The sequence below is a fragment of the Rhodococcus opacus B4 genome, from assembly GCF_000010805.1.
Taxonomy (GTDB): Bacteria; Actinomycetota; Actinomycetes; order Mycobacteriales; family Mycobacteriaceae; genus Rhodococcus_F; species Rhodococcus_F opacus_C.
On record NC_012522.1, the window covers coordinates 2235081 to 2247759 of the forward strand.

Annotated in this window: 9 protein-coding genes; 7 read left to right on the plus strand and 2 right to left on the minus strand. The window is 68.6% G+C overall.

Going from position 1 to position 12679, the window contains the following annotated elements:
• Positions 1–3 precede the first annotated feature (3 nt).
• The 3 genes from benC to ROP_RS10460 are packed head-to-tail and all read left to right on the plus strand — an operon-like array spanning position 4 to position 3717.
• Entirely contained in the window at positions 4–1551 is a 1548-nt protein-coding gene (gene benC, locus ROP_RS10450) for a benzoate 1,2-dioxygenase electron transfer component BenC (RefSeq protein ID WP_012689303.1), read from the plus strand.
• Positions 1548–2342, plus strand: a complete 795-nt coding sequence (locus tag ROP_RS10455; RefSeq protein WP_012689304.1) for a 1,6-dihydroxycyclohexa-2,4-diene-1-carboxylate dehydrogenase — start codon at positions 1548–1550, stop codon at positions 2340–2342. Before benC ends, ROP_RS10455 begins: the two co-directional genes overlap by 4 nt.
• 25 nt (positions 2343–2367) lie before the next feature.
• The gene (locus ROP_RS10460) at positions 2368–3717 is read left to right on the plus strand and encodes an MFS transporter (protein ID WP_012689305.1); all 1350 of its coding nucleotides are present in this window, start codon (positions 2368–2370) and stop codon (positions 3715–3717) included.
• Here the strand turns inward: ROP_RS10460 and ROP_RS10465 are convergent.
• Positions 3693–4760: a 2-oxoacid:ferredoxin oxidoreductase subunit beta gene (locus ROP_RS10465; protein WP_050785195.1), complete on the minus strand. Its 1068-nt coding sequence runs from the start codon at positions 4758–4760 to the stop codon at positions 3693–3695. The genes ROP_RS10460 and ROP_RS10465 overlap by 25 nt on opposite strands.
• 5 nt (positions 4761–4765) lie before the next feature.
• A complete protein-coding gene (locus tag ROP_RS10470; protein ID WP_043824544.1) occupies positions 4766–6697 on the minus strand; it encodes a 2-oxoacid:acceptor oxidoreductase subunit alpha in 1932 nt (643 codons plus the stop codon).
• 122 nt (positions 6698–6819) lie between these two features.
• On the opposite strand from ROP_RS10470, the gene ROP_RS10475 reads away from it, so the two are divergent.
• The 4 genes from ROP_RS10475 to ROP_RS10490 all read left to right on the plus strand — a co-directional run bounded on the left by ROP_RS10475 (position 6820) and on the right by ROP_RS10490 (position 12665).
• Positions 6820–9522, plus strand: a complete 2703-nt coding sequence (locus ROP_RS10475) for a helix-turn-helix transcriptional regulator (RefSeq protein ID WP_043824546.1) — start codon at positions 6820–6822, stop codon at positions 9520–9522.
• Between the two features lie 103 nt (positions 9523–9625).
• Complete coding sequence (locus ROP_RS10480; protein WP_012689309.1) at positions 9626–10462, plus strand: class I SAM-dependent methyltransferase; 837 nt, start codon at positions 9626–9628, stop codon at positions 10460–10462.
• Between the two features lie 109 nt (positions 10463–10571).
• Entirely contained in the window at positions 10572–11555 is a 984-nt protein-coding gene (locus ROP_RS10485; RefSeq protein WP_012689310.1) for an HNH endonuclease signature motif containing protein, read from the plus strand.
• 102 nt (positions 11556–11657) lie between these two features.
• Positions 11658–12665, plus strand: coding sequence for an NAD(P)H-dependent glycerol-3-phosphate dehydrogenase (locus ROP_RS10490; RefSeq protein WP_012689311.1), 1008 nt, complete (start codon positions 11658–11660; stop codon positions 12663–12665).
• Positions 12666–12679: the final 14 nt, after the last annotated feature.

Below are 12679 nucleotides of genomic sequence, written 5' to 3' on the forward strand. Positions count from 1 at the left end.
TCCATGACTTTCCAAGTTGCACTGAGTTTCGAGGACGGGATCACCCGCTTCATCAAGTGTGACGGCGACGAGACGGTCGCCGACGCGTCCTACCGCGCACGCATCAACATTCCTCTCGACTGCCGAGACGGGGCGTGCGGCACCTGTAAGTCGCTCTGCGAATCCGGCACGTACGACGGCGGCGACTACATCGAGGAAGCACTCACCGACGACGAGGCGGAGCAGGGCTACTGCCTTCCGTGCCAGATGATGCCGGAAAGCGATCTGGTGCTGCAGATCCCGACGACGTCGGATGTCGCCAAGACTGCCGCGGGCACGTTCACGTCGACGATCACGGAGATCCGGAAGTTCTCCGACACCACCATCGGGTTCACGATCGAGATCGCGAACCGGGACGACCTCGTCTTCCTGCCCGGCCAGTACGTCAACATCACCGTTCCCGGGACCGAGGCGACACGCTCGTACTCGTTCAGCACCGGACCCACGTCGAAGGAACTATCGTTCCTGGTCAAGATCACCGACGGCGGCCTGATGTCGGAATACCTCCGCGACCGCGCCCAGGTCGGCGACACCCTCGAGTTCACCGGCCCGATGGGGAGCTTCTTCCTGCGTGAGCAGAAGCGCCGCGCCCTGCTGCTCGCCGGCGGCACCGGTCTGGCCCCGCTGCTGTCGATCCTCGACAAGATGCGCGCCGACGCCGCCGAGCACCCCGTGCACCTGATCTACGGAGTGTCGTCCGACGCGGACCTGGTGGAACTCGACAAGCTCGAGGAATACACGAAGTCGCTGCCGCAGTTCACGTTCGACTACTGCGTGTCCGACCCGGCGAGCAGCGCACCGAACAAGGGGTACGTGACCGGCCTGTTCGAGCCCGCCCACCTGAACGACGGCGACGTGGACGTGTACCTGTGCGGTCCCCCGCCGATGGTCGAGGCCGTCCGCGACCACCTGAAGTCGGAGGGCATCACACCGGCGAACTTCTACTTCGAGAAGTTCAACAACGCGGCGACACCGGGTGGATCGGCGGCGGCCGCAGCGCCGGAAGCAGAGGTGGCCGAACTGGTCGACGCCGCTCCCGTGTACGAGATCGGCGAGGAGCACCAGCCGCTGTCCGAGTCGGACGCGCAGTTCGACGCCCGCATGGCGCTCGAGCTGGGTGCGATGGAACTGACCATCGGCCGGATGACGCGGGAACAGCTGTCCGAGTACCGGATCCTCGCCGAGACCTCGTGCGAATCGATCGAGAACGACCACTTCACGGACGCGGGCGCGTTCACCGACACCAACGCCTCGTTCCATGAGTTCCTGTTCCGGTGCACCGCCAACGACGTACTGCTGGAGGCGTACAACCGCCTCGAGGTCACGCAGCTGATGACGAAGGTGCTCCGCACCGCGGACTGGGTGGACGAGCACATCCAGCACGACCACCTCGACATCGTCACCGCGTTCGAGAAGGGTGACCGGGCGGCTGCCCACGACCTGATCGTCAGCCACAGCGCGCACGCGAAGGCCACCATGTGCCGCGCCATCGAGAGGAGTGCCGTCGCATGAGTGGATTCGTCACGCCGCACCGGTTCGACGGCAAGGTCGTCGCCGTCACCGGCGCAGCGCAGGGCATCGGCCTGACGGTCGCGACCCGCCTTGCGGCCGAGGGCGCGTCGCTGATCCTCATCGACCGGGCCGAACTCGTCCACGACGTGGCGAAGGGGTTGCGGGAGAACGGCACCGAGGCACACAGCATCACCGCCGACCTGGAGCAGTTCGCCGACGCCGAGGCGGCGATCGACGAGGCGCGCCAGCAGCACGGCCGGCTCGACGTGCTGATCAACAACGTCGGCGGCACCATCTGGGCCAAGCCGTACGAGCACTACACCGCCGAGCAGATCCAGGCGGAGGTGCAGCGCTCACTCTTCCCGACGCTGTGGACGTGCCGCGCCGTTCTCCCCCACCTCATCGCGCAGCAGTCGGGCACCATCGTCAACGTGTCGTCGGTGGCCACCCGGGGCGTCAACCGCGTGCCGTATGCGGCGTCGAAGGGCGGAGTCAACGCGCTCACCGCGTCCCTCGCGCTCGAAGCGGCGCGGTACGGAATCCGTGTGGTGGCCACCGCCCCCGGGGGCACCGAGGCACCCGCGCGACGCGTTCCCCGCGGTCCCGGCGCGGACACCGATCAGGAAAAGGCCTGGTACCAGCAGATCGTCGACCAGACCGTCGACTCTTCGCTGATGAAGCGGTACGGCACGCTCGACGAGCAGGCCGCCGCGATCGTCTTCCTCGCCTCCGAAGAGGCCACCTACATCACCGGGACGGTACTGCCCGTCGCCGGCGGTGACCTGGGCTAGCACACCCCACCGAGCGGAGATCACCATGAATCCATCCACCCCCGACACCTGGGCGAGTCCGAGACACCGCAGCGCCGTCACCTGGATCGTCGCGATCGCCACGATCGCGATCATCTTCGACGGCTACGACCTCGTCGTGTACGGCACCATTCTCCCGACGTTGATGAACGATCCCGGCCAACTCGGCGAGATCTCCGCGCAGCAGGCCGGTGCGCTGGGCTCGTACGCCCTGATCGGCGTCATGGTGGGCGCACTCACCGCGGGCGCGATCGGCGACTACCTCGGCCGGCGGCGGATGATGCTCGTCAACATCGTGTGGTTCTCCATCGGTATGGGACTCGCCGCGATGTCCACCAGCGTCACCATGTTCGGTCTGCTGCGATTCTTCACCGGCATCGGGGTCGGGGGCCTCGTCGCGACCGCGGGCGCGATGGTGGCGGAATTCGCCCCTCCCGGCAAGCGGAACCTGTACAACGCCATCGTCTACAGCGGCGTCCCCGCAGGCGGAGTGCTCGCCTCCATCCTCGCGATCGTCCTGCGCGACACGATCGGGTGGCGCGGCCTCTTCTGGATCGGCGCCCTGCCCATCGTGATCCTGCTTCCGCTGGCACTCGTGAAACTGCCGGAATCACCGAAGTGGCTCGTCGCCCGCGGACGCGAGGACGAGGCCCGCCGTATCGCCGACCGCACCGGAATCCCGATGCCCGACGCCCAGGAGATCGCCGCGGAGCGGGCGTCGGTCGAGAAGGTCGGCTTCGCCGCACTCGCGACCCGCCATTATGCCTGGGGCACTGCGCTTCTCGGACTGATGAGCTTCTCCGGACTGCTGCTCACGTACGGGCTCAACACCTGGCTGCCGAAGATCATGGAGGACGCCGGTTTCAACGCGAAAGGCTCGCTGTCGTTCCTGCTCGTCCTCAACGGCGGCGCCATTCTCGGCGGTCTGATCGCGTCCAAGATCGCCGACGGCATCGGACCGCAACGCGTCGTCGCCACCACGTTCGGTCTCGCCGCGCTGGCCCTGATCCTGCTGACGCTCGGCTTCCCGCTTCCGGTGCTTCTCGCGTCCGTCGCCGTCGCCGGCGTCGGCACCATCGGCACCCAGGTGCTGATCTACGGATTCGTCTCCAACTACTACTCCACGTCCGCCCGCGGCGCCGGGGTGGCCTGGTGCGCCGGGTTCGGCCGGCTGGGCGGCATCTTCGGCCCGCTGATCGGCGGCGCCCTGATCAGCGCAGGCATCAGCAGCCAGGTGGCGTTCTACGTCTTCGCGGGCATCGCGGTACTCGGCGGGATCGTGACGTTCTTCGTTCCGCGCGCACGGGCCATCCGTCCCGAGGCGGCGACCGCCTACTCCACCGTCCAGGTGTCGTGACCGGTCAGCAACCGCTGCAGCGAACCGTCGTCGACGGGGTCCGTCTCCCGCGCGATCTCGTTCTGCAGGCGAACCATGTCGTCGTACGTGTCCCGCGCGACGCTGCGGAACACGCCGGTGACGGTGTGGGTGAGGTCCTGATCCGACAGCCTCGACAAGGCATACGCGTAGTCGGGGTCGTCGGTGTGGGCGTCGTGCACCACGATCTCGTCCCGGTCGACGTGGGTGGTCGCGGCGACCTTCAGGCCGAAACCCGATCGGATGACGCAGTATTCGCCTGATCCGCCGAACACGATCGGCTCCCCGTGGGTCAGCGGGATCAGGCGCTGCTCCGAACCGTCCTTACGCAGGACGTCGAAGGAGCCGTCGTTGAAGATCGGGCAGTCCTGGTAGATCTCCACGAACGACGTGCCGCGGTGGGCCGCCGCCTGCCGCAGCACCTCCGTCAGCCCCTTGCGGTCCGAGTCCATCGCGCGGGCCGCGAACGTCGCCTCGGCTCCCAACGCGAGGGACAGGGTGTTGAACGGGTGATCCACCGACCCCAGCGGCGTCGACTTGGTGACCTTCCCGACCTCCGACGTCGGAGAGTACTGCCCCTTGGTCAGCCCGTAGATCCTGTTGTTGAACAGCAGGATCGTCAGGTTGACGTTCCTGCGCAGGGCGTGGATGAGGTGGTTGCCACCGATCGACAACGCGTCGCCGTCGCCGGTCACCACCCACACCGACAGGTCGGGGCGCGTCACCGCCAGCCCGGTCGCGATGGCCGGGGCGCGGCCGTGGATCGAGTGCAGGCCGTAGGTGTCGAGGTAGTACGGGAACCGGCTCGAGCATCCGATGCCGGAGACGAACATCAGATTCTCGCGCCGAAGCCCCAACTCGGGCAGAAAACTTCGGATGGTCGCGAGAATGACGTAGTCACCGCACCCCGGACACCAGCGGACCTCCTGGTCCGACGTGAAGTCCTTGGCCTTCTGCGGTTCGTCGGTCCTGGGCACGTGCGCGGTGGCGCTCAATCCCAGATCCGCACCGACACGACTGATCATCCGGGTCACACCGATTCCTCCTGCCGGGGTCCGGTCGATCGATAGGTTGCCGACGCGAGCGCGTCGGAGGTCTTCGCGAGCTCGTGCTCCCGCAACGTTCCGGCCAGCGCGGAGTCGATCACCTCGTGCAGTTCGTCGCCGAGGAACGCGAGGCCCTGCACCTTCGTCACCGACTGCACGTCGACGAGGAACCTCGAACGCAGGATCATCGCGAGTTGCCCCAGATTCATCTCCGGGGCGACGACGGTCCCGTAACCGCGAAGTACCGCACCGAGATTCGCGGGGAGCGGGTTCAGGTTGCGCACGTGCACGTGGGCGACCTTCTTGCCCTCACGGCGGGCACGCCGGCACGCCTCACCGATGGGCCCGTACGAACTGCCCCACCCGACGAGCAGCAGGTCGGCCTTCCCCGAGGGGTCGTCGACGACGGCGTCGGGAACGGTGATTCCGTCGATCTTGGCCTGACGCAACCGGACCATCAGGTCGTGGTTGGCGGGGTCGTAGGAGATGTCGCCGCTGCCGTCGGCCTTCTCGAGACCGCCGATGCGGTGTTCGAGCCCGGGGGTTCCCGGTATCGCCATCGCCCGGGCGAGGGTCTCCCGGTCGCGGACGTACGGCTGAAATGCGCTGTCCTCGGATGGGGCCGTGGTGTGGCCGGGATCGATCGGGACCATCCGCGCGACGTCGGGGATCGCCCAGGGTTCGCTGCCGTTCGCGATGGCGCCGTCCGACAGCAACAGCACCGGGGTGCGGTACGTGAACGCGATCCGCGCCGCCTCGACGGCCGCGTCGAAACAGTCCGCGGGTGAGCACGGCGCGATCACGGCAACCGGTGATTCGCCGTTGCGTCCGTACATCGCCTGCAACAGGTCGGACTGCTCCGTCTTCGTCGGCAGCCCGGTCGACGGCCCGCCGCGCTGGACGTCGATGACGAGCAGCGGCACCTCCGTCATCACCGCCAGCCCGATCGCCTCGCTTTTGAGTGCCAGGCCGGGCCCGGACGTGCTCGTCACCCCGAGCGCACCCCCGATCGATGCGCCCAGCGCCGCGCCGATCCCGGCGATCTCGTCCTCCGCCTGGAACGTGGTGACACCGAGATTCCGGTGCCTGCTCAGCTCGTGCAGGATGTCCGACGCCGGGGTGATCGGATAGGTCCCGAGGAACACGTCCCGCGACGCCAGCCGGCCCGCCGTCACCACCCCGTAGGCCAGTGCGGTGTTTCCGGTGACCTGACGGTACGTCGCGGGCGGCAGCGTCGCCGCCGACACCTCGTAGGTGGTCGCGAAGCTCTCCGTCGTCTCCCCGTAGTTCCACCCGGCCTTGAACGCGAGCAGGTTGCCCTCCGCGATCTGCGGCTTCTCCGCGAACTTGACCTGCAGGAACCGCTCGATGCCGTGGGTGGGGCGGTTGTACATCCACGACAACAGCCCCAGCGCGAACATGTTCTTCGCCCGCTCGCCGTCCTTCCGGCTCAGCCCGGCGGGTTCCACCGCGCCCGCCGTCAGCGTCGACATCGCCACCGGATGCACCACGTAGTCCTCGAGGGAGTCGTCGTCGAGGGGGCTGGCCGCGTACCCGACCTTCGCGAGATTCCGCTTGGTGAACTCGTCCGTGTTCACGATGATCATGCCGCCGCGCGGGAGGTCCGCCACGTTCGCCTTCAACGCCGCCGGGTTCATCGCGACCAGGACGTCCGGGCGGTCCCCGGCCGTGAGAATGTCGTAGTCCGCGATCTGGATCTGGAACGACGACACACCGGGCAGGGTGCCCTGCGGCGCCCGGATCTCGGCGGGGAAGTTGGGCTGGGTGGCGAGGTCGTTTCCGAACGCCGCCGCCTCCGACGTGAACCGGTCACCGGTCAACTGCATACCGTCGCCCGAGTCCCCGGCAAAGCGGATCGCCACCCGCTCCAGCTTCGTGGAGTTCGCCTCCGTCATGAATGCACCGAATCCTTCGACTCGTGTTCGCTCTGACCAGCAGCTTCTAACCTCACCGTACAAGCGTTCCCAATTTTCGCCAGGAAGACGCCGAAATAGGACGCCGCGATACGGTGAGTGGTGTGAGTGACCCTGGGAAGATCGAGTTCGTCGGACGTTCCCGCGAGCTCGCCGACCTCGAGTCGGCCCTGCACGAGATGTACGGCAACGTGCCCGTCGTCGTGGTCGTCGAAGGAGTGCCGGGAATCGGCAAGACCACTCTGGTGGAACACTTCCTCGCCGCGCATCCCGACCTGCCCGCGTTCTCCGCGGTGTGCGCCCCGTGGGCGTCGAGCCGTCTTTTCGGAGTCGCCGAGCAACTGCTGGGTGCGGCCGTCACGTCGCCGGACCCCCTCGACGTCGCCCGTGAATTCGTCACGGCGGTGGGTCCGCGCGCCGGTGACTCGCCGTTCGTCGTCGTTGTCGACGACGCACACTGGGCAGACCTGGCGTCGCTGCAGTCGCTGACCTCCGCCGTACAGCTGCTGGGCCGCCCGGCCGTGATCGTCCTCGTCACGAATCCGGAGCCGCCCGACGGTGTTCGCGCGGACGTCCTCGACCTTCTCGAGCGGCACAGCCGCCATCGGATTCGCGTCCGCCCGCTCGACGTATCCGACGCTCGCGCCCTCGCGAGCAGCCTCGCGCACGTCGACCTTCCCACCCCGGTCGCGCACCAGCTGGTCCAGCACACGGCCGGGAACCCGCGGCACCTCACGCAACTCCTCCAGGAAGTCGATCCGGTCGCGTGGGGACACTGGCAGGCCGTGCTCCCGGTGCCGCACACGTTCGCGGCGAAAGTGCGGTCGCTGCTGTGCGAATCCTCACCGCAGTCCCGCGCGCTCGTCGAAGCGGCCGCAATACTGGCCGGGGATCCGAGGTTCGCCGACGCCGCCGCGCTCGCCGGCATCGAACACCCGGTGGAGGCGCTCGACGAACTGCACCGGGCCGGCCTCCTCACCGCCGGTGAGCACCGCGGCGTGACCGTGCTGACCTTTCCGTCGCCGCTCACCCGCGCCGCCGTCTACCGCAGCCTCGGGCCGATCCGATTGCGCGACCTGCACGATCACGCCGCGCGGATCGTCGAGGACGAGGGCAGGCGCCTGGACCATCGCGCCGCTGCCGCCCCGTTCGCCGATCCGGCACTCGCGGACGAACTCGACAGCTATTCCGCGAGCAGGGCGACGGTCGGGGCGTGGTCGGCGGTCGCGGACGCACTGATCAAATCGAGCCGCCTCACCGCGGACCGGGGAGAACGCGAGCACCGGTTGATTCGCGCCGTCGACGCCCTCCTCGGCACCGGAAATCTGTCCCAGGCACTGGCTTTCGCTCCGGAGATCGAAAGCTTCCCGGAGAGCCCGCTGCGCGATGCGGTGCTCGGCTACCTCGCGATCCAGCGGGGACGTCCCGCCGAGGCGGATGCGCTGCTCACCCAGTCCTGGACCGCCTGCGACCCGGAGACCGATCCGGCCACCGCGGCACTGATCTGCCAGCGGCGCGTCCTCGACTCGCTGGCTCGCTGGCACGGCCCGGACCTCGTCGAGTGGGGCCGCCGGGCAGTTGCTCTCGTCGATTCGGCCGATCCGTCGGCCGTCGAATCCGCGGCGATCATGGGGCTAGGACTCGCGGCCACCGGCCGGATCGCGGAGGCGCGGGCGGCCTACGACACGCTGTCCGCGAAGATCGCCCTCGGCGCCCAGTCCCAGCGCTTCGACATGGCCCGGGGCTGGCTCGACCTGGCACTGGACGATCCCGAATCGGCACGCCAGGAACTCGAGAGCGCCGTGCCGACGGCATTCCGGATGGGCTCCACCCGCATCTCGCTGTGGGCGCAAGCATGGCTGGCGCGAACACAATTCGCCCTCGGCGACTGGAACGGTGCCATCGCCACAGTCGACCGCGCCGCGCACCAACTCGAGGACGCCACGCTCGACCTCCTCCGGCCCCTCGTCCACTGGACCGGCGCGCAGACGCACGCGCTGCGTGGGAACTGGCCCGCGGCACACGAGCACCTCCGCCTCGCCGCCGCGAGTTCGCACGACTACCCGATGATGTTCATCCCGTCCTCCCTCGCACGCGCGCAGTGCGCGGAAGTGGAGGCCGACTACGCCGCCGTCATCAGGGCGCTGGAGCCGCTCACCCGTCTGGAACCTCGGGAGGGCGTCGACGAGCCCGGCTTCTGGCAGTGGCCCGACGTCTACGCGAACGCGCTCGTGATGGCCGGGCACGTCGACGACGCGGACGCCTTCCTCACCCCGCACGAGGAACGCGCCGCAGAGCGCGGGCACCGGTCCGCGATGGCGCGTCTCGGCTACGCCCGCGGTCGCATCGCCGGTGCGCGCGGCGACATCGACACCGCCAGGGATGTATTCGAGAATGCGCTGACACAGCTCGACACCCTGCCCCTCCCCTACGACCGCGCCCGGGTGAACTTCGCATACGGCCAGACTTTGCGCCGGGCAGGCAAACGACGCGAAGCAGACGCCGTCATGCAGGCCGCCCGGGAAGGGTATTCCGCGCTCGGCGCCACTTCCTACGTGCAGCGGTGCGACCGCGAACTGAAGGCCGGTGGCCTCAACGTCAAACGCAGCCGGTTCACGCTCGAGGAACTGACCCCGCAGGAACGGGCAGTGACCGAACTCGTCGCGGGCGGAGCCAGCAACAAGGAGGCGGCGGGCGAGCTGTTCCTGTCCGTCAAGACCGTGCAGTACCACCTGACCCGCGTCTACGCGAAGCTCGGCATCCGCTCACGCAGCGAACTCGCGGCGCAGTTCCGCGACCAGGAGTGACGCTCGGGGTGGGAGGAACCCACCCCGAGGGTGCCTGTTCGGGGCGCCGCCGTCAGGCCAGGCTGGATCTCGACCGATGCAGCCGACCCACCGGAGTACCGAGATGGATGACACGATCGACGCCGTACGAGCCGATCACGAACTGAAGACCAAACACCGCGCCATGTGGGCGCTCGGCGACTATCCCGCCGTGGCCACCGACATCATCGCGGACCTCGGTCCCGCCCTGGTCCGGGCGAGCCGGGTCAGGCCCGGCGACCGTGTCCTCGACGTCGCGGCCGGCTCCGGCAACGCCGCCATCCCCGCGGCGCTGTCCGGTGCGAGCGTCGTCGCCGGTGACCTCACCCCGGAACTGTTCGACGCCGGACGCCGCCGGGCCGCCGAACTCGGCGCCGAGGTCGAGTGGCGCGAAGCCGACGCCGAGGCCATGCCGTTCGCCGACAACGAATTCGACGTCGTGATGTCATGCGTCGGTGTCATGTTCGCCCCGCACCATCAGGCGAGCGCCGACGAACTCGTCCGCGTCTGCCGGCCGGGCGGGACGATCGGACTGCTCAGCTGGACCCCCGAGGGGTTCATCGGCCAAATGTTCGCGACCATGAAACCGTACGCACCCCCGCCCCCTCCCGGCGCGCAGCCGCCGCCGCTGTGGGGTCGCGAGGACCACGTCCGGGCGTTGTTCGGCCACCGGGTGACCGACGTCGTGGCAACCCGGTCCACCGTCCGCATCGATCAATTCCGGACGCCGGAAGACTTCCGCGACTACTTCAAGAGCAACTACGGTCCGACCATCGCGGTGTACCGGCACATCGCCGACGATCCCGCCCGGGTGGCCGCACTGGACCGCGAACTCGCCGATCTTGCACGGCGTTTCGACCACGGCACCGGCAGCACCGTCATGAACTGGGAGTACCTCCTGCTCACCGCGAGGAAGTGGTAGCGAGCTCGACCCGGTGCGGCAGCGGCAGTGGGTGATTCGGGTATTGCCGACTGGTGGCTTGTTCGCTAGAATCGAACAAAGTTTCGAATGACCTCGGGGGAGGCTGGTCGTGGGGGACACCGGCGACGTCGCCGCCACTATCCGGGCGGATCGCAAGGCACGTCGGTTGCCGCAGTCGGAGTGGGATCGCGGTATCGCGTCGCAGATCGGGTTGGCGCGCAGGGAATCCCCCAACCGTGGTGGCCGGCATCTCGGGTTCGCCCGGGCGATGGTGCACGAGATGCCGCACACCCTGGCCATGTTGCAGACCGGCAGGTTGAACGAATGGCGGGCCACGCTGCTCGTGCGGGAAACGGCGTGCCTGTCGGCCGAGGATCGAGGAACCATCGACCGCCGATTGTGTTCGGATCCATCGACTCTCGACGGGGTCGGTGACGCGGGCCTGATCGCCACCGGGGACAGCGGCGGTCGGACCCGCAATCAGCTGATGGTGGACTTGTTGTTCGAGCGTGGCACGGGGGCGTCGGTGGCCGGCGGTGTGCCGGTGGCCGTGGACTTGGTGCTGTCGGACGAGACGTTGCTGGCCGGTGGGCACGAGGCCGCGGAGTTGCCGGGATACGGGCCGGTGCCGGCGGGGATTGCGCGGCAACTGCTGGCCGATGCGGTGAGCACGGATACCGACGTGCTGTTGCAGCGGGTGTATTCCTGCCCGCGGTCGGGGGCGTTGACGGCGATGGAATCCCAGGCGCGCACGTTCCCGAAAGGGCTTGCCAAGCTGATCGATCTGCGTGATCGGACGTGCCGCACGCCCTGGTGTGACGCGCCGATCCGTCATCACGACCACATCCGCTCGCACGACGATTCGGGTCCGACGTCGGCGCACAACGGGGCCGGGCTGTGTGCAGCGTGCAACTACGCGAAGGAGGCGCCGGGGTGGGTGGCTCGCCCGGTCACCCGTCCGGGCGGCCGGCATCTGATCGATCTCGGCACCCCGACGGGCCACCACTACAACTCCACCGCGCCGCCATTGCCGGCCGCGGCACGACAGTCGGCGGTCGAGGCGGTCCCGATCGCACCGCCGCGTGCGTCATGAGGGTGGGGGTGCAGGTGGGGACTTGCCGAATCAGCTTCGTGAACGTCCGGCAAGTGCGACGCTGGATGTCATGGACAGCATCAACCCGATGGGTGATCGGTAATGGCCCGGCCGGTACGCGTCGTCGTGCTCGGCGCCGGTTCGTGGGGAACGACGGTGGCGGGTCTCGCCGCCCACAACACGCCGACCCTGCTGTGGGCGCGGAACTCGGACACCGCGGACGAGATCAACTCCGAGCACCGCAACTCCCGCTACCTCGGAGACCGCCCACTGCCCGATTCCATGAGGTCCACGGCCGACCTGGTGGAGGCCGCGCAGGAAGCCGACGTTCTGGTGGTGGGGGTCCCCTCGCACGCGGTCCGCAGCACGCTTGCCCAGATCACGAACGAGGTCCGGGCATGGGTGCCGGTGCTGTCGCTGGCGAAGGGACTCGAACCGGGAACCCGGTTGCGTCCCACCGAGGTGATCGCCGAATGCCTGCCCGGCCATCCGGTCGGACTTCTCGCGGGCCCCAACATTGCGCGGGAGATCGTCGACGGACTTGCTGCGGCGTCCGTCGTCGCCACACAGGACGTCCGCGTGGCGACGGCGTTGCAGCCGTTGTTCGCGTCCGCGGTGTTCCGGGTGTACCGGAACACCGATGTGCTGGGCTGCGAACTCGGCGGTGTGCTGAAGAACATCGTCGCCATCGCCTCGGGGATGGCCGACGGACTGGACGTCGGCGACAACACGCGCGCGATGGTCCTGGCGCGCGGGCTGGCGGAGATGACCCGGCTGGGTGAGGCGATGGGCGCGAACCCACGGACGTTCGCCGGGCTCACCGGGGTCGGCGACCTGATCGCCACGTGTATGAGCCCGAGTTCCCGCAACCGGCGGGTGGGCGAGTTCATCGCCCGCGGCATGACCGTCGAAGAGGCTGTCGCCAAGCTGGGGCAGGTGGCCGAGGGCGTCAAGACTGCCCCCACGGTGATGGAGTTGGCTCGCGATTACAACGTGGACATGCCCATCGCCGCGGAGGTCGAAGCTGTGGTCGCGGGGCGGCAGACGCCGGAAGGCGCCTACCGAGGCCTGCGGAAGGTCGCGGCCGGCGGAGAGCACGAGGTGGCGTGACCGCACGACTGCAA